Source organism: Mycolicibacterium stellerae (genome assembly GCF_003719305.1).
Taxonomy (GTDB): Bacteria; Actinomycetota; Actinomycetes; order Mycobacteriales; family Mycobacteriaceae; genus Mycobacterium; species Mycobacterium stellerae.
On the sequence record NZ_RARC01000005.1, the window covers coordinates 106,934 to 124,252 of the forward strand.

Here is a 17,319-nt window from a genome sequence, read left to right on the forward strand (position 1 = left end):
GTCGTTTTTCAGAACGGTACTCTGCGGTACCGTGTTGTGACAAGCTATACATCTTCAAGTCCGGAAGGATGAGTGGCCGTGACCGTCGCCGAGGATTGGCCTGTCGTCGCCGACGATGCGCCGAGTCCGTTCCGCCAGCGACTACTCGACGGCCTTGCCGCGTCGATCGGTGAGCGCGGCTATCGCGAAACCACCGTCGCCGACATCGTCCGGCACGCCCGCACCTCGAAGCGCACCTTCTACAGCCAGTACTCCAGCAAGGAGGAGTGCTTCATCGAGCTTCTCGCACACGGCAACCGGGAGATGATCGCCCGCATCCTCGAGGCGGTGGAACCGGAAGCTGACTGGCAGGTCCAGATCAGACAGGCGGTCGACGCGTGGGTGGCCCACATCGAGGGGCGGCCTGCGATCACGCTCAGCTGGATTCGCGAACTTCCGGCGCTTGGCCACGATGTACGCACTCTGCAGCGGCACGGCATGATGGCCATCGTCGACATGTTCGTCGACATCAGCCGCAACCCCGGTTTCCGTCGTGCACATATCGCGCCGATCGCTCCGCAGATGGCCGTCGTGCTGTTCGGCGGTCTGCGCGAACTGAGCGCGCTGACGGTGGAAGACGGCGCCGATGTCCGCGACATCGTCGCCACCGCGGTGGCGGCATCGATCGCCGTCCTAGGCGCGGGGCGCGCCGACTAACCCAATATCAAGCGGGCCGACTTCTCCAGCCGGTCGGCGATATCGGAGTAGGACCCGTACCCCATGCCTGCCCGCACCAGTGCGCCTGCGTACAACAGCTCGAGGCTCTCGATCACGTCCGGATCGCGGTCGGGTCCGAGCGCGGCCACCAGCCGATCGTGGATATCGCGGCCGATTCGCAGCCGCAGCACCTCGACATCGGGGTCGCTGCCGAGCAGTGCGCTGGTGACCGCACCGGCGAATTGCGGCTCGTCGGCCACCAGCAGTGCGATGTGCCGCAGCACGTCGATCACCCGGCCTGCCGCGTCGTCGGAATCATGCAGCGCAGGCGAGGCGGTTGCCAGCTTGCGCCAGAACACCTCGGCGACAAGATGTTCCTTCGACGAGAAGTAGGTGTATGCCGTCGCCGCGCCGACGCCGGCCTCGGCGGCGACCCGCCGGACGGTCAGGTCGGAAAAGCCGTCCCTGGTCAGGATCTCGACTGCGGCCCGGCCGAGGCGATCGACGGTATCGGCCTGCTTGGCGGTCAGACGGCGTCTGGTCGACTCCAGAGCCGTATCGGACACGTGTCCGGACGCTACTACAACCACCCGCTACCAGCAACGGTAGGTTGGACGCGATGAGCAACACCGACACCGCATCGCCCGCAGACGGGAGCAAGTCCTTGCCCGCGTCGGCCGCGCGACTGTTCGCACTCGCCGATCAGGTCACCGGCTTCATGCCTGCCGACGAGGGACGCGCGCTGTACGACGCCGCGGTCGGTTATCTCCGCGACGGCGTCGGCGTGGAGATCGGCACCTACTGCGGCAAGTCCACCCTGATGCTGGGCGCCGCGGCGCAGCAGAGCGGTGGCGTCCTCTACACCGTGGACCACCATCACGGGTCCGAAGAACATCAGGCCGGCTGGGAGTACCACGACACCTCACTGGTCGACCCGGTCAGCGGACGGTTCGACACACTGCCGTCACTTCGCCGCGCCCTGGACTCCGCCGACCTCGACGAGCACGTCGTCGCGGTGGTCGGCAAGTCGGTCGTGGTAGCCCGCGGCTGGCGAACGCCGTTGCGGCTGTTGTTCATTGACGGCGGGCACACCGAGGAGGCCGCGCAGCGCGATTTCGACGGCTGGGCCAGATGGGTCGACGTCGGCGGCGCGTTGGTGATCCACGACGTCTTCCCCAATCCCGACGACGGCGGCCAGGCCCCGTTTCACATCTACCAGCGCGCGCTCGCGTCCGGCGCCTTCCGCGAGGTGTCGAGTATCGGCTCGATGCGGGTGTTAGAGCGCGTCTCGGGGACTCCGGGCGAAGCGCTCTAGGCGACTACAGCTGACCGCGTCGAATCGTCAGATGCGTTGGCCAGCGCAGCACGAGGTCGCCGCCAACGGGAACCCTGTTCCATTGCTCGATGACCTCGCTGAGCCGCCTGTTGATCGACTCCCTCAACGTCGCCGAGACCGCGCCCAGATCGACGTCGGGTGAGATCGTGCCGTCTCGCGCTAGGCCGGCCAACTGCTCGGATCTCCCAACGTCCGATCTTCCAGCCCCGCCCAGCCGACGAGATCGCTTGAGCTGGCGAGCCTTACCCCGCTTGCCACCTGAGGCACGGAAGAACCCGCCGACATCGCCGCCGGCCGCGCACTGGCCAAAGATTCCGAGCGTCAACTCGGCCTGCTCCTCGACGATGAAATGCACAAGGTCGTGCGGCACGTCAGCGTCGCCGGGAGCAACTCTCATCGCGACATCGCGGCCGACATCGCGGGCTCCATCGCGGATCAGTCCGATTGCGTATTGCCGGTCGTTGAGCCGCCTGAACACCACCTCCATGAGCAGCATCGCAACACATCCGGGAGACCGCGGCAATCGAATTACGGGATCAGGCTAGAAGCTATTGTCCTGTAACAACTTTCGCGCGCGTCAGCGACCGGTGGTCGCGCACTCGCAGTCGAACTCGCCGACAAGGCCGCGCGGCAGGTCCAGTCCGCGGAAGATGCCGTTGGCGGGCGTGGTACGCGACAGCGCGTCGGCGGCGAGGATCATCGCACCGCCCGTCCATGTGGTGCGCTCCTCCGGCCAGCGCTTGCCGTCGGCGAAGACGAGCCCGGTCCAGTACGAGCCGTCCTCTTCCCGCAGGTGATGCATGGCCGCGAATTGCTCGCGGGCCCGCGCGGTCTGGCCGATGGCATCCAAAGCCATGACCAGCTCGCATGTTTCGGCACCGGTCACCCACGGCCGGTCGTCGACACACCGGATCCCCAGACCGGGGACGACGAAGTCGTCCCACCGTTCGTCGATGCGGGACCGGGCCGCCGTACCGCGCAGCGCGCCACCCAGCACCGGGTAGTACCACTCCATGGACCACCGGTCCTTGGAGACGAACAGGTCGGGGTGGTGGGCGATCGCGTGGCCGAGCTGGCCGACGGCTACCTCCCACTCGGGCTGCGGGTCGTCGAAGTAGTCCGCGAGCGCCAGCGCGCATCGCAGGCTGTGGTAGATGCTCGCGCACCCGGTCAGCAGTGCGTCCGGCTCGGGACCGGAGGCGCTTGCGGCCCAGACGATCTCGCCGCTCGGGCGCTGCAGGTCGATGACGAAGTCGACGGCCCTGCTGACCACGGGCCACATCTCCTCGGCGAACCGACGGTCGTCGGTGCTCAGCACGTGATGCCAGACGCCGGTCGCGACATAGGCGCAGAAGTTGCTGTCGCTGTTGGCATCCTCGACGACGCCGGCGCGCAACTGGATCGGCCACGATCCGTCGGCGCGCTGGGTGCTCCGACACCATTCGAAGGCCGCACGCGCGGATTCCATCAGCCCGGCTGCCGTCAGCGCCATCGCGTTCTCGACGTGATCCCACGGATCGGTATGGCCGCCTTCGGACCACGGGATGGCGCCGGAAGGCTCCTGGGTGTCGGCGATCGACTTCGCGGTCTGCCGACACTGCGCGGGCGTCAGGACACCGGGCACGCCGGGAACGTCAGGTGCCGGCACGCGACACCTCCGGTTTGCGGAAGTACAACGCGACGCTCTTGCCGATCAGCGGGTTGAGCAAAGACTCGGCCGTCCTGGTCAGCCACGGCCGGCTGACCATGTCCCACACCAACAGCCTGTGGTAGGCCGCCACCAGGGGATGGTCCGAATTCGAGGTGCCGACAGCGCATTTCAGCCACCAGAACGGCGAGTGCAGGGCGTGCGCGTGATGGCTGTGGGTCATCCGCAGGCCGTGGGCAACCACCTTGCCGCGCAGTTCGTCGGCCCGGTAGATCCTGATGTGGCCGCCCTCGTTGGCGTGGTACTCGTCAGACAGTGCCCAGCACACCCGTTCGGGGAGCCACCGGGGCACCGTGATGGCAAGCGCGCCACCCGGTTTGAGGACGCGGACGAGTTCGGAGATCGCCCGATGATCTTCGGGGACGTGCTCGAGGATCTCCGATGCGATGACACAGTCGAAGGTGCCGTCGGCGAAGGGCAGGTCCAGCGCATCGCCCTTGACGGCTTCGGCCTTCGCCGAAGCGGGCACCTCGCCCTGGTCCTTCATCGCCTGCAGGATCTCTTCGACGTCATTCAGATCCGACGCGCTCTGGTCGAACGCGATGACGTCTGCGCCCCGCCGGAACGCCTCGAACGAATGCCTGCCTGCGCCGCAGCCGACATCGATCACCTTCGTGCCCGCGCCGATCGCCAGCCGGTCGAAGTCGACGGTCAGCATTGACCCACCCGCGCACGAGCCTTCTCGTAGACCGCCACCGTCTGTGCCGCAACGGATTCCCAGCTGAATACGTCAAGCGCGCGCTGCCGGCCGTTCGCGCCGAGGCGGCGCAGCTCAAGCGGCGAATCGAGCAGGTCGCCGAGCACCGCGGTCAGTTCGTCCACGTCGGCGGGCCTGACCAGCCGCGCACACTCGCCGTCGGATCCGACCACCTCGGGCAGCGCGCCCGCCCGGCTGGCCACAATAGGTGTCCCGCTGGCCATCGCCTCGACCGCCGGCAGCGAGAAACCTTCGTAAAGCGAAGGGATGCAGGCGACTTCGGCAGACGCCAGGAGGTCGGCGAGCTCGGAGTCGGACAGGCCGTTGGAGCTGTGCACGATGTCGGAGATGCCCAGCTCGGCGATCAGCTTCTCGGTCGGGCCGTTCGGCTCCAGCTTGGCGACGAGCTGCAGTTCGAGATCGCGCTCCACCCGCAGGCGCGCCACCGCATGCAGCAGATGGCTCACACCCTTGAGCGGGACGTCGGCGCTCGCGATCGCGATGATGCGGTTGCGCACGCGCTCTTCGGCGGGTTTGAACAACGCAGTGTCGACGCCGAGCGGAACGACGTGCAGTTGATCGGCAGACACCGCGAAGTCCTCGGCGATGTCGGCGGCCGATGTCGACGAGACGGTCAGCAGTTCGGGGATCTGGTGCGCGACGTCCTTCTGCATTTCCGCGAAGCCGTACCAGCGGCGCACCAGGGGCTTGCGCCACCATGGCGCCGCGGCCACGTCGAGCACGCGGTCGCGGGTGATCGGATGATGCACCGTCGCCACCACCGGCAGCCCCAGCTCGGCGATCTTCAGCAGGCCGGTGCCCAGGCATTGGTTGTCGTGCACCACGTCGAAGTCGGCAAGGCGCTCGGCCAGCACCCTCGCGGCGCGCAGGCTGAACGTCCGCGGCTCGGGAAAGCCGGCCGTCCACGTCGTCAGCAGCTCGAGCAGGTCGATGCGGGTCTTGATCTCGTTCGGCCACGGGATGCGGAAGGGGTCGGGCTCGCGGTACAGGTCGAGGCTGGGCACCTTGGTCAGGGTCACCCGGGGGTCCAGCCCGTCGGGGTACGGCTGGCCGGAGAACACCTCGACGTCGTGGCCGAGCTCGACCAGACCGCGGCTCAGGTGGCGGATGTAGACGCCTTGCCCACCGCAGTGCGTCTTGCTTCGGTAGGACAGCAGGGCAACGCGCATACTCAGTTCTCTCCGGACTTCAGGGCCGACGAGCGCTTGCGCGGGAGTCGACGAACACTGCCTGATTACCCTCTTGACCTGCGGTCCGAAACCGAGACAGGCCACTGGACATGTGTCCAGACTATAGTTTGACAGTCTATCTGACGCAACGCGGCCACCCTGTCTGACTACCACAGTAAGAGCCAACGGGCGCGTCCAGCCCGATCGGCTAGGGAGGCGGGAAGCCGCCCGTGGCGACCGGACCCCAGCGCCGCGGGGTGATCCGGATCAGGCACTTACCCTGGTCGACCATCGCCTGCCGGTACTCATCCCAGTCGGGATGCTCGCCCGATATCGCCCGGAAGTAGTCGACGAGCGGATCGACGGCGTCGGGCAGATCGACGACTTCGGCGTCACCGTCGACCTGGACGTAGGGCCCGTTGAATTCGTCCGACAGCACGGTCACGCTGGCGCGCGGGGTGCGGCGGATATTGGCGGACTTGGCCCGCTTCGGGTAGCTGGCGATGACTATTCGGCCGTCGTCGTCGACGCCTGCGGTCACCGGCGAGCTCTGCAGCGTCCCGTCAGCCCTGAAGGTGGTGAGCACCATCCGATGTCGCGGCCGGACGAAAGCGAGCAGTTCGGGTAGACCAACCGCATCGGCGGTGGCGTATTTTCTTGCCACCCGGCAAGCCTAGCCAGCGCCGTGGATTTACCCCGCCGACGACGGCCAATGCAACGCCATGCGGGTATTTGCTCGGTACCTTTACTCATTACGAATCATCTCCCATCCCATCGGAGGACGATCGACACCATGGCGGAAGGACCCCAAGGGGGCGCCCCAGCATCGCGATCGGGCGGAATAGCCGCCGAGTTGGCGGGCGCCGGGTTCACCGACGCGGTCGAAGTCGGCCGTGGCGGCGGAGGCGTCGTGTTTCGGTGCTACCAGAAATCGCTCGGGCGAAGTGTCGCCATCAAGGTGCTTGCCTCTGATCTCGACGACGACGACCGCGAGCGCTTTCTGCGTGAGGGCTACGCGATGGGAGCGCTTTCGGGGCATCCCAACATCGCCAACATCCTGCAGGTCGGCCTGACCGAGAGTAGTCGGCCGTTCATCGTAATGCCGTTGAGCACAATGGGTTCCCTCGCAGACCGGATGCGAAGGGAGGGGCGTATCTCGTGGCCCGACGCACTGCGCTTCGGGGTGAAGTTGTGCGGGGCACTGGAGACCGCGCATCGAACGGGCACGCTACACCGGGATATCAAGCCCGCGAATGTGCTCGTGAACGATTACGGCGAACCGCAACTGAGCGACTTCGGCACCGCGCGCATCGCGGGCGGGTACAAGACTGTGACCGGTTTCTTCACGGGCACCCTCTCCTACACGGCGCCCGAGGTGCTCGCCGGGAGTTCGCCGACCGTTGCGGCCGACGTCTATTCCCTCGGCGCCACGCTGTACGCGCTGATCGCCGGGAGTCCTCCGCATGAGCGCAAAGCAGACGAGGATCTGATCGCGCACTACATGCGGATCACCTCGACCCCGGTGCCCGACCTGCGCCCGCAGGGAATCCCTGCCGACGTGTGTGCCGCGATCGAGAAGGCGTTGTCGCGTGAGCCGGTCGACCGGTACGCATCGGCGGCGGAATTCGGCCGCGAACTGCAGTTCGTGCAGCGGCACAACGGCCTGACACCGGATCAGATGGCGCTCAGCGAGCCCGCCGGTCAGCCCGAGCATGCGGGTGGCAGCCAAGCACCGCCGCCGTCGGAACCGTCCAGCCAGACCGGTCTGCTGGAGGAGGGTTCGATCGCTGCGGGCGGATCGACGGGTTCCTTGCCGCCGCCGCTGCCGCCGCCGACCCCGGACATGTTCGCCCACACCGCGTCGGTCAGCCAGTCCAGCCTCAAATGGCAGCCGGTGGCACCTGCCGATTCGCCGGATCCCCGGACGACCACCGTCAAACCCGGGACGCAGACAAGTTCCAAGAAGATCCTGATCGCTGTTGGCGCCGCAGCGGCGGCGTTGCTGCTGGTGGCGGGCGGTGTCTTCATCGTCTCGTCGCGCGACACCGGTGGTGGCCAGGCCCCGACGTCGACTCAGCCGACCGCCGAAGCGCAGACCACCTGGGAGCCGATCGCCGATGCGCGCGTCGCCCGCGACGGGGTGGCGGCCACCCAGGCCGACGGCACCATCTGGGTGTTCGGCGGGATGGCGGCCGATGGCCGGGTCAGCGGGCGGCATGAGGGCTACGACCCCGCCATCGACAGCTGGAAGAGCGGTGAAGACCTACCCGTGCCCGTGCAGCACGCGATGTCGGTGACGTGGCAGGACACCCCCGTCGTGCTCGGCGGTTGGCGCACCGAGGGAACCAACACGCAGGTCGCGACGGACGCGGTGTGGCGGGTGGTCAACAGTCGCTGGGCCGCGCTGCCTCCGCTGCTACAGCCACGAGCGGCAGCGGCGGCGGCCGTGGTGGGCGACCGCATCATCGTCACCGGCGGGGTGGGCTCGGGCGGCGAACTGGTGAACACCACCGAGATCTTCGACGGCGGCGCATGGAAACTCGGCGCACCCATCCCCACCCCGCGGCAGATGTTGGGCGCGGCCTCTGACGGAAAGCTGGTCTATGTGCTCGGCGGAAGCACAGGGACATCGGACGTCGCGACGGTCGAGACGTACGACCCCGCGACGGACGCGTGGACCAGCCTGCCCGAACTTCCAGGGCGACGCAGTGACCTCGGCGTGGCATACGCCGACGGACGGCTGGTGGTGTTGGGCGGCATGTCGGCGGGCCAGGTCCTCAAGAGCGTGGTCGTTCTCGATCTGATGACACAGTCGTGGAATGGCTTGCCGGACATGGCTACTGCGCGCCACGGCATGGCGGTGGCCGGGGTCGGAAGGACCGTCTATGCGATCGGCGGGTCGACCGGTGCAGGCGATGGGCAGGTCACGTCGGCCGCCGAATCGTTGAAGCTGGGGGCGCGAAAACCGCAGCCGGCAGCCGAATGGCGGAACCTGCCGGACGCGCCGTCCGAGAGGTTGATGATGGCGTGGGCGGTGCTCGGCGACGAGATCTGGATCGCAGGCGGGATGCGCCACGGCGAGACGCTTCCAACGGTGCAGAGCTACAACACCCGGTCCGGAGCGTGGCAGGAACGGCCTCCGCTGCCGGAGCCGCTGCACCACGCGACGGCGACAGCCTATCGGGGCGAAATGGTGGTGATCGGTGGCACCACCGACAACCTCGCGGACGCGTCGAACAAGGTGTTCGCCTTCCGCGGAGGCAAATGGGAAGAGCTGCCGCCGCTTTTGCACGCGCGGGCCGCACCGGCGTCAGCGGTCGTAGGCGACAAGCTCGTTGTCGTCGGCGGGCAGGACGACAAGAAGCTCGTCGCAGCGACCGAGATCTTCGACGGCGAGTCCTGGACTCAGGCCGCCGACCTGCCGACGCCGCGTGAACACCTTGCCGCGGTGTCCGACGGGGTCTACGTCTACACCGTGGGCGGCCGAAATTTGTCCGCCGACGAGAACTCGGCGGCCTTCCAGCGGTTCGACCCGGTATCGGGCAACTGGGAGAACCTGCCGGACATGCCGACCCCGCGCGGGAGCTACGGCGCCGCCGTCGTCGACGGCCGGATCGTCGTCGTCGGAGGCGAGGAACCGACGCGGGTGCTGGCCACCGTCGAGATGTACGACATCGGCAATCGCAAATGGTCCACGCTGGCGCCGCTCAACACTCCGGTGCACGGCCAGGTGGTGACCGCGGTGGGCGAGACCATCTACTGCATCGGCGGCGCGGACCGGCCGACACATGAAAGTGCGGTCGCGACCGTGGAAGCCCTCGACTTCACCTAGTCGGACGGCCGGCCTAGCTTCCGCTTTCGCGCAGCTGCGCGATGGTGACGGCGCCGCGCCGGAGAGCCTCATTGGCCAGACGGACCCGACGGTCCCCCTCGGTGGGGATCGAGAACTTGTCGTACAGGTTCTGTAGATGCTGTTTGACGGCGGCCTCGGTCACGTACAACTCGCCTGCCATCCGGCGAACGGACGCGGGCTCGGGAAAAGGATCGTCGGACACCAACGGACGGCACAACACCATCAGCACGTCGACTTCGCGACGGGTCAGCCGAGGCGGGAGTTGGGCGGCGTCGGGAACGATCGTCGCCTCTTCGAGCGATTCGTCAGATTGCCTTGCCTGCTGAAAGACCAGTCGACACTTGCCAAGTCGCAACTCGTCTCCGGAACGCAGAACCCGTTCGGCGTCGATCTTCTCGCCGTTGATGTATGTCCCGTTGCGGCTTCCCACGTCACGAATCGACCAGGCGGAGCCGTGATTTTCCAGGATGGCGTGCAGGCGAGAGACGGTCGGGTCGTGCTCGAGTGATACCGCGTTGGTGGGGGCCTTTCCGAGGGTCACCCGCGGCCCGCTCAGAGCGACGAGTTCTCGTCCTGACGGTTTCCAGACTTCCAGGTGGGAAGACACGTGACCTCCTATCCAGCCAATTCTGACTTAGATAGGAGGTCCGCGGTATCGAACACGTCGTCGATGTTTACGGGTCGCCGACTCGCCACGTCTGTTGGTCGCTGCCCGGCTGACGGTTGACGACGTTGAAGTCACCGTCCAGCGTGGCCTCGAGGAACAAGCCGCTGCTGACCTGCTGAATGGTGAGGAAGCCGCCGCCGAAGTCCTGGATCCGCCAGCGCTGTGTGTCGTTGTCCTGCTGCGGACGCGTGACGACGCGGAAGTCGAGTTCCGGGATCTCATGCGCATCGAGGAAACGGCCACTGCTGACCTGCTGGATGGTGGCGATGCCGCCGCCCAGATTGTTGATCCTCCACTGCTGGGTGGTGTCGAAACCCTGGAACGGTCGGGTGACGACCTGGAAGTCCTTCTCCGCGATCTCGTGTGCGTCCAGGAAACGGATGCCGCCGCCTTGAAGTCGGACGATTTGGGTATCGGCATGGGCGCTGGCCGGCAACGTGAGTGCCATGGCGGCTAGCGCCGTAGCAGCGACCAGCATTCTCTTGAGTGTGATCTTGATTGACATGGTGGTTCCTTTCAGGGGTGGTGATATTGGATTCGTGACGCGAGATACGTCACGAGCTCTTGCCCCGCACACGCTTGACCGAGACTGATTCGAGGAGCGGCGGCCAGGGCCATTCGCGATGGGCCCCTCCGCGCGGCGCCTTCAGGAACGCGAGCCCGAGTACAAGGCCGAAGATCAGGTGGCCGATCAAGGTGATCGAGATCGTGGCCGTGTTGAGGGGGAACATCATCTCCTGACCGTGAGGAGCCAGCGCGACCGTTGCGATCAGCCCGGCCCACGTCGGGAAGACGGCGAAGGTCACGGCGGCCAGCACAGCCCGCGTGTTCGACCACCGGTCGATGCCAAGCGCGAATGCGACGACGAAGAACGCGACACCCAGGCCGCCACCGTCGCCGATGTAGCGCCACACGTAGCCGACGGCCGCACTGCCGGCGGTGTCCGGCTCGCCGGTGACCCACGATCCCATCACGGGGATGAAATCGCCCATCAGTCCCAGCACGTGTACGGCGAACAGGCGGGCTCCGTCATAGACGATGCAGGCGACCATGCCTGCGATCAGACCGCGCCCGACGATCATGTCGATGCGGTGCGGCGCGAACGTGATGATCGCCCCCAACACCGCGCACAGGGCGATGACCACGATCGACGTGGTGCTCTGTGAGACCAGCCCGAAGACGTCGACCGAGATCCCGAGGATCGGCATCGACGCCAGCACCAGCACCAGCATCACTCGCGCCGCGAGCCACTTGCTCGGCCGGTGCGCAACGGTGCGGGGTATCCGGTCGGCGATTGCGCTCGGCAGCGGCTTGACCGCCACGTCGATGATCCGGTGCCGCACCGTCTTCGCGTCCATGGCACTGATGGCAGGCGGCAACGACTTGGCGGGCTTCACCGGCACAGCGGGGTTCGATCGCAGCTCTACAGGGCGCACGCGCACCGTCTCGGCGTCGATGCCGGCGACGGGACGCATCCGCACTGTGTGATCTGTGGCAAGCATGAGGGGTTCCTATGTCGTATCGGTTTTCGTCAGGGACGACATCCATGGTCGTGACCAGGCCGTTCGCGCGTAATGGCCGGGAAGTGAGGTTTGCGCCCCCGCAGGGAAGAGTTTCCTAACCGCCGGGTGAGTACCGACGGCGTCAAGAACAGGTAGTTCGCCACTCGTGGCATCAGGCCACGGCGTTCTTAGCGTCACCCGTGACAGATATCGCGCTTGCCCGAAGGGACCACCGATGTCCATCACGACGAACGAAGAAGCGGTTGCCACCCGCGTGGTCCGGCTGCAGGGAGGTGGTTTACGTTTCCTCGACGCTCACCAGACAGCGCAGAAAGACTGCCAGGTCTTCACCCGCGCATTCCAGGGCTCCGACGCCAGCCAGCACTGGCGGGTCACCGAGCTTGGCGGCGGCGTGAGCACCATCCAGCAGGTCAGCAGCGGCCGCTTCCTCGATGCGCACGAGATCGGCGACCTGGACTTCCGGGTGGTCACCCGCCCGCGGCAGGACAGCGACACACAGCGCTGGCGGATCCAGGACTTCGGTGGCGGGTTCATCTCGATCGAGCAGGTCAGCAGCGGCCGGTTTCTGGAGGCCACCCTTGGCGGGGATTTCACCGTCGTCACGCGACCCGCGATCAGCAGCGAACAAACCTGGCGGATCGGCGACCCGTAAAATTTGTCGGTGGGTCGAACTAGTGTGCGACTCATGAGTTCGAAGGATGAAATCAGCGCCGCACTCGACACCATCAAGGCGGGCCAGGGCAAGCTGCTGCGGCTGCCGCTGTACACCTTGACGTGGTCGGAGCGGATGTCGCTGCTCCAGCAGATCGATGAGCTGGGCAAGGAGTTGGTGGATTTCGACCGCAGGCTGATCGGTCGGCTCATCACCCAAGCCCCACCTCCGCAGTTCGGCGGTGCGTCATGGGCCGAGGTCTTGTCGCGACGGTTGCGGATATCGCGGGCCGAAGCGGAACGCCGTGTCGCCGCGGCGAGCTTCTCGCCGGACGTGAACCGCCCGTCGGCTTAGCGGCACAAGCGCTGGTCACCGCCGCTCCGGCTTGCGCTTCAGCATCCACGCGGGGATCCAGTGCGTGACCGATCGCCGCTTGGGGCCGTAGGCGATGGCGTAGGTGACCAGGCCCCACCAGTGCCCCTGCTCGCAGATGCCCCAACACGTCAGCCGGCCGTCAACGACCGCATGCATCTGTAAACCGGCCGGGTTGTAGCCGCCGGGGCTGTGCGGCTCGCGCGGAAAAAGCGCAGCGAGATCGACAAGAACAGCCATCGGCGGTTCGACGGGCCGAAAGGCTTGTTGCACGGGTTGACCGTTGTAGCCGATGGACTGCAGCTCGCCCACCGTTCGATCATACGTTCGAACGGATTATCCTGGAGCCCGATGTACATACCACGCAAGTTCGCGCTGACCGACGAGCAGACCGCAGCGGCGCTCGCGGCGGCGGACTTCGCGCAACTGGTCAGCCACCACCCATCCGGTCTGCTGGTGACACCGCTGCCGCTGATCTACGACGAGCCCAGCCACACCCTCGTCGGCCACGTGTCCCGGGCCAACCCGCACTGGCACGCCGACGGCGCTGAGTCGGTTGCGATCTTCACCGGCCCCGACACCTACATCTCGCCCAACTTCTACGCCACCAAGGCCGAGACGGGCAAGGTCGTGCCCACGTGGAACTACGAAGTCCTCAATGCCTACGGCCGCCTCGTCGTCCACGACGACCCCGACTGGGTCCTCGACCTGGTCACCAGGCTGACCGACCGCCACGAGGCGGGCCGATCCGAGCCGTGGCAGGTGACCGACGCACCGGAGTCCTACACGCAGTCGCAGCTACGCGGCATCGTCGGCGTGGAAGTGGTCATCGCCAAAGTCGAAGGCAAATCGAAGATGTCGCAGAACCAACCCGACCGAAACCGGGCCGGCGTCATCGCCGGGCTGCGCCAGTCCGACGCGCCGCGTGATCAGCTCGTCGCCGACCGCGTCGCCGCCGTCGACGACGGCAACACGAAAGCGAACGGCCGCGGATAGCCCAGCCCCGTCAACCGGGAGCGCCGAACCGCGTCCACATCGACCAACCGCACCTCGCCCGACGACGGCTCGTAACACCGCAGCGTCTGCCCGTTGACACCGACGATCAACACCCAGTGCCTCGGTATGAACCGGCCGACGAGCATCGCGACGGGCCAACCTGCCTGCGCGTAGTGCAGCACATCGGTCAGCCGATCGCGCCGACCGCGGAACCGCCGCCACCGGTATCGGACACCGCGCACCTGCGTTCGCGTGGTGACGGCGCGGGCGATGCCCATCGGGGTGGTGCCGAGCATCCGCGGCCACACCCGGTTCACCTCGGTGTGAACCCGCAGCTGCTCGTCGTCGAACCAGGTTCGGGGAGAGTCGGTCAACGCCGACCGATAAGCGGGGTTCACCAGCGCGCCGGCCACCACCGCGACGCTCGGGCCGCATGTGGTGGAGTCGCGTTGCCGCAGCCGAAGGTCCGAGAGCTTCATGAATCCCCGAGCAGCTCCTCACCACGCTCGCGCAGCTCCACCTTTCTGACCTTGCCCGTCACGGTCATCGGGAACTCGTCGATGACCTGGACGTAGCGCGGAATCTTGTTGTGCGCGATCCGTCCTGCACAGAACGCGCGCAGGCTTTCGGGGGTCGGCACTTCGGCGCCCTCCTTGACCCGCAGCCAGACCATCAGCTCCTCGCCGTACTTCTCGTCGGTCACCCCGACCACCTGCGCGTCGACGATGTCGGGATGGCTGTACAGGAACTCCTCGATCTCGCGGGGATAGATGTTCTCGCCGCCGCGGATCACCATGTCCTTGATCCTGCCGGTGATCGCGAGGTAGCCGTCGTCGTCCATCACACCGATGTCGCCCGTGTGCATCCAGCCGTCGGCGTCGATCGCCTCGTCGGTCTTGTCGGGGTCATCCCAGTAGCCGAGCATCACGCTGTATCCGCGGGTGCAAAGCTCGCCCGGCGTACCGCGCTCGACCTGCGCCCCGTTCTCATCGACGACCTGCACTTCCAGGTGCGGCCCGACCCGGCCCACCGTCGTCACCCTTCGGGTCAGGCTGTCCGACGGCAACGTCTGGGTCGACACCGGCGACGTCTCGGTCATGCCGTAACAGATCGCCACCCCGCTCATGTGCATCCGGTCGATGACGTTGCGCATCACCTGCTCCGGGCAGGTCGACCCGGCCATGATCCCGGTCCGCAGCGTGCTCAGATCGAAGCTGTCGAAGTCGGGCAGCCCGAGCTCGGCGATGAACATCGTCGGGACGCCGTAAAGCGATGTACAGCGCTGCGCCGCAACCGCTTTCAGGCTCGCCTCCGGATCAAAGCCGGGAGCGGGGATCACCATCGCCGCGCCGTGCGTCGTGCAGGCCAGGTTTCCCATCACCATGCCGAAACAGTGGTAGAAGGGCACCGGAATGCAGACCCTGTCCTGCTCGGTGTACTCCAAAAGCTCGCCGACGAAGTAGCCGTTGTTGAGGATGTTGGTGTGAGTCAGCGTGGCGCCCTTGGGGAATCCGGTCGTGCCGGACGTGTACTGGATGTTGATCGGATCGCCGGGTTTCAGCTCGGCCTGCACCCGCGCCAGGGCGTCTGAATCGACTGCGGTGTCGGCGATCTCCTGCCACGGCTCCCATCCGATGATGATCACGTCGGACAGCGCGGGGCACCGCCCGCGCACATTGCCGAGCATCGCCACGTAGTCGGAGCTCTTGAACTCAGGCGCTGCGAACACCGTGCACATCGAGGCCTTGTTCAGCGCGTACTCGAGCTCGTCGACCCGGTAAGCGGGGTTGATGTTGACCAGAATCGCGCCGACCTGCGCGGTGGCGTACTGGATCATCGTCCACTCCGCGCTGTTCGGCGACCAGATGCCGATCCGGTCGCCCGGCTTGGTGCCGCGCTCGATCAGCGCGGTGGCGATCCGGCGGGTCGCTTCGTGGAATTCGCGGTAGGTCCAGCGCCGACCCGTCGCGCACTCGACCAGCGCCTCCCGATCACCGAATGCCTCGGTGGTTCTGGCGAGGTTGTCGCCGATCGTCTCGTCGAGCAACGGGGGGCTGGTGGCACCTACGTCGTGGGACAACATGCGACGGCTCCTCTGTGTCCGCTCCACGCGTGCGCAGTCTCGATCGTGGATTTTCTGCCTTCGCGGGGTACCCGTCACCGTAATTCGGACGAGGAAGGCGGGGGTGGGGAATGTCAATCCTGGACTCAGCGGGGGACCATTCATGAGCTTCGATCTGACCCCGACCGGAGCGCAGCACGATCTGGCGCGACGCACCCACGAGTTCGCTGAAACGGTGATCCGTCCGGTGGCCGGCGACTACGACGCCCGCCAGGAGTTTCCCTGGCCGGTGCTGGAAGAAGCCGCCGAGCGCGGGTTCTACAGCCCGCTGTTCTACCGCGACCTGATCGGTGACCCCACCGGGCTGTCGCTGCCGATGTTCATGGAGGAGCTGTTCTGGGGCTGCGCAGGCATCGGCCTGGCGATCGTGATGCCTGCGCTGGCGTTGTCGGCCATCGGGCAGGCGGCATCCCCGGAGCAGATGCTGGAGTGGGCCCCTGAGTGCTTCGGCACCCCTGGTGATCTGAAGCTCGCCGCCTTGGCGATCTCCGAACCCGAAGGCGGCAGCGACGTGCGCAACCTGCGTACCCGCGCCAAGCGCGACGGAGACGACTGGATCATCGACGGCCACAAGATGTGGATCGGCAACGGCGGCATCGCCAACGTGCACGTGGTGAACGCCGTCGTCGACGAGGAACTCGGTCATCGCGGTCAGGCCATGTTCATCGTTCCCGGCGGCACGCCCGGCCTTGAAATGGTGCGCAAGCTGGACAAGCTCGGCTGCCGCGCATCGCACACCGCCGAGCTGAAGTTCAACGCGGTTCGGGTGCCCGGCGCCAACCTGCTCGGCGGGCACGAGAAGCTGGAGCACAAGCTGGCCCGCGCCCGCGAGGCCGTCGAGGGCGCCAAGCACTCCGGGTCAGCGACCCTGGGCACGTTCGAGCAGACCAGGCCGATGGTGGCCGCTCAGGCGCTCGGCATCGCCAGGGCCGCAATGGAATACGCTACCGAGTACGCCAACCGTCGCGAAGCCTTCGGTGCGCCGATCATTGACAACCAGGGCGTGGCCTTCCCGCTGGCCGACCTCGCCACCGGGATCGACGCAGCACGGCTTCTGACCTGGCGGGCCTCCTGGATGGCGGCGACCGGCGTGCCGATGGAGCGCGGCGAGGGCTCGATGTCGAAGCTGGCCGCCAGCGAGGTCGCGGTGCGGACCACCGAACGCGCCATCCAGACGATGGGCGGCTGGGGTTACATCAAGGACCACCCGGTCGAGAAGTGGTACCGCGACGCCAAGCTGTACACGATTTTCGAGGGCACCAGCGAGATCCAGCGGGTCGTCATCTCCAATGCACTGGGTGCAGCCGACGGCAAACCGCCCCTGCACGTCAACCTCGAACCGTCCGGTGGGCCGCTGAACCGCTGGTTCGGCCGTGGCACCCCGGCCCGCACCCAGGTGGCGAACTCCGCCCTCGGCATGAAGGATCGCATCCCGCAGCCGATCATGTCGCTTGCCATGAAGGTGCTGCAGCCGCCAAGAAAGTAACAAAGTTACCGGTACCCCTGG

Annotated in this window: 19 protein-coding genes; 7 read left to right on the forward strand and 12 right to left on the reverse strand. The window is 66.7% G+C overall.

The genetic code is table 11. The annotated features are described in order from the left end of the window. The first annotated feature begins 78 nt into the window (after nt 1-78). A complete protein-coding gene (locus D6M19_RS09245; RefSeq protein WP_123025041.1) occupies nt 79-696 on the forward strand; it encodes a TetR/AcrR family transcriptional regulator in 618 nt (205 codons plus the stop codon). Here the strand turns inward: D6M19_RS09245 and D6M19_RS09250 are convergent. Beyond that, entirely contained in the window at nt 693-1,262 is a 570-nt protein-coding gene (locus D6M19_RS09250) for a TetR/AcrR family transcriptional regulator (RefSeq protein WP_123024904.1), read from the reverse strand. The genes D6M19_RS09245 and D6M19_RS09250 overlap by 4 nt on opposite strands. Nucleotides 1,263-1,315: 53 nt before the next feature. Here D6M19_RS09250 and D6M19_RS09255 point away from each other — a divergent pair, with 53 nt between their 5' ends. Further along, entirely contained in the window at nt 1,316-2,011 is a 696-nt protein-coding gene (locus D6M19_RS09255) for a class I SAM-dependent methyltransferase (protein ID WP_123024905.1), read from the forward strand. Between the two features lie 4 nt (nt 2,012-2,015). On the opposite strand, the gene D6M19_RS09260 is transcribed toward D6M19_RS09255, so the two are convergent. The 5 genes from D6M19_RS09260 to D6M19_RS09280 form a co-directional block, all read right to left on the reverse strand. Continuing rightward, a complete protein-coding gene (locus D6M19_RS09260; protein ID WP_123024906.1) occupies nt 2,016-2,528 on the reverse strand; it encodes a hypothetical protein in 513 nt (170 codons plus the stop codon). Between the two features lie 81 nt (nt 2,529-2,609). Further along, a complete protein-coding gene (locus D6M19_RS09265; protein ID WP_123024907.1) occupies nt 2,610-3,680 on the reverse strand; it encodes an MMP endo-(1,4)-3-O-methyl-alpha-D-mannosidase in 1,071 nt (356 codons plus the stop codon). Then, nucleotides 3,667-4,398, reverse strand: a complete 732-nt coding sequence (locus D6M19_RS09270; protein ID WP_123024908.1) for a class I SAM-dependent methyltransferase — start codon at nt 4,396-4,398, stop codon at nt 3,667-3,669. Before D6M19_RS09270 ends, D6M19_RS09265 begins: the two co-directional genes overlap by 14 nt. After that, a complete protein-coding gene (locus D6M19_RS09275) occupies nt 4,392-5,627 on the reverse strand; it encodes an MMP alpha-(1->4)-mannosyltransferase (RefSeq protein WP_123024909.1) in 1,236 nt (411 codons plus the stop codon). The genes D6M19_RS09270 and D6M19_RS09275 overlap by 7 nt, the downstream gene beginning before the upstream one ends. A 208-nt stretch (nt 5,628-5,835) precedes the next feature. Next, nucleotides 5,836-6,291 (reverse strand): PPOX class F420-dependent oxidoreductase, encoded by a 456-nt coding sequence (locus D6M19_RS09280; RefSeq protein WP_123024910.1) that lies wholly within the window; start codon nt 6,289-6,291, stop codon nt 5,836-5,838. 129 nt (nt 6,292-6,420) lie between these two features. On the opposite strand from D6M19_RS09280, the gene D6M19_RS09285 reads away from it, so the two are divergent. After that, a complete protein-coding gene (locus D6M19_RS09285) occupies nt 6,421-9,459 on the forward strand; it encodes a serine/threonine-protein kinase (protein WP_123024911.1) in 3,039 nt (1,012 codons plus the stop codon). A 13-nt stretch (nt 9,460-9,472) separates the two neighbouring features. Here the strand turns inward: D6M19_RS09285 and D6M19_RS09290 are convergent, their stop codons facing one another. The 3 genes from D6M19_RS09290 to D6M19_RS09300 form a co-directional block, all read right to left on the reverse strand. After that, entirely contained in the window at nt 9,473-10,087 is a 615-nt protein-coding gene (locus tag D6M19_RS09290; protein ID WP_123024912.1) for an FHA domain-containing protein, read from the reverse strand. A 67-nt stretch (nt 10,088-10,154) separates the two neighbouring features. Continuing rightward, entirely contained in the window at nt 10,155-10,652 is a 498-nt protein-coding gene (locus tag D6M19_RS09295) for an RICIN domain-containing protein (RefSeq protein ID WP_123024913.1), read from the reverse strand. A 49-nt stretch (nt 10,653-10,701) separates the two neighbouring features. Continuing rightward, the gene (locus tag D6M19_RS09300) at nt 10,702-11,649 is read right to left on the reverse strand and encodes a hypothetical protein (RefSeq protein WP_123024914.1); all 948 of its coding nucleotides are present in this window, start codon (nt 11,647-11,649) and stop codon (nt 10,702-10,704) included. A 235-nt stretch (nt 11,650-11,884) separates the two neighbouring features. Here D6M19_RS09300 and D6M19_RS09305 point away from each other — a divergent pair, with 235 nt between their 5' ends. Together D6M19_RS09305 and D6M19_RS09310 are read left to right on the forward strand one after the other, a co-directional pair. Beyond that, nucleotides 11,885-12,322 (forward strand): RICIN domain-containing protein, encoded by a 438-nt coding sequence (locus D6M19_RS09305; RefSeq protein ID WP_123024915.1) that lies wholly within the window; start codon nt 11,885-11,887, stop codon nt 12,320-12,322. A 33-nt stretch (nt 12,323-12,355) separates the two neighbouring features. Beyond that, complete coding sequence (locus D6M19_RS09310) at nt 12,356-12,676, forward strand: hypothetical protein (protein WP_123024916.1); 321 nt, start codon at nt 12,356-12,358, stop codon at nt 12,674-12,676. Nucleotides 12,677-12,691: 15 nt separating this feature from the next. Here D6M19_RS09310 and D6M19_RS09315 read toward each other — a convergent pair whose 3' ends face one another. Beyond that, the gene (locus D6M19_RS09315) at nt 12,692-13,006 is read right to left on the reverse strand and encodes a hypothetical protein (protein WP_123024917.1); all 315 of its coding nucleotides are present in this window, start codon (nt 13,004-13,006) and stop codon (nt 12,692-12,694) included. 39 nt (nt 13,007-13,045) lie between these two features. On the opposite strand from D6M19_RS09315, the gene D6M19_RS09320 reads away from it, so the two are divergent. Further along, the gene (locus D6M19_RS09320; RefSeq protein WP_123024918.1) at nt 13,046-13,690 is read left to right on the forward strand and encodes an FMN-binding negative transcriptional regulator; all 645 of its coding nucleotides are present in this window, start codon (nt 13,046-13,048) and stop codon (nt 13,688-13,690) included. On the opposite strand, the gene D6M19_RS09325 is transcribed toward D6M19_RS09320, so the two are convergent. Both D6M19_RS09325 and D6M19_RS09330 read right to left on the reverse strand, forming a co-directional pair. Beyond that, the gene (locus D6M19_RS09325) at nt 13,624-14,169 is read right to left on the reverse strand and encodes a hypothetical protein (RefSeq protein ID WP_123024919.1); all 546 of its coding nucleotides are present in this window, start codon (nt 14,167-14,169) and stop codon (nt 13,624-13,626) included. The two genes, D6M19_RS09320 and D6M19_RS09325, sit on opposite strands and share 67 nt — an antisense overlap. Next, the gene (locus D6M19_RS09330) at nt 14,166-15,773 is read right to left on the reverse strand and encodes an AMP-binding protein (protein ID WP_123024920.1); all 1,608 of its coding nucleotides are present in this window, start codon (nt 15,771-15,773) and stop codon (nt 14,166-14,168) included. The genes D6M19_RS09325 and D6M19_RS09330 overlap by 4 nt, the downstream gene beginning before the upstream one ends. A gap of 142 nt (nt 15,774-15,915) precedes the next feature. Between D6M19_RS09330 and D6M19_RS09335 the strand changes: the two genes are divergently transcribed. Further along, nucleotides 15,916-17,298 (forward strand): acyl-CoA dehydrogenase family protein, encoded by a 1,383-nt coding sequence (locus D6M19_RS09335; protein WP_123024921.1) that lies wholly within the window; start codon nt 15,916-15,918, stop codon nt 17,296-17,298. The last annotated feature ends 21 nt before the right edge of the window (nt 17,299-17,319 follow it).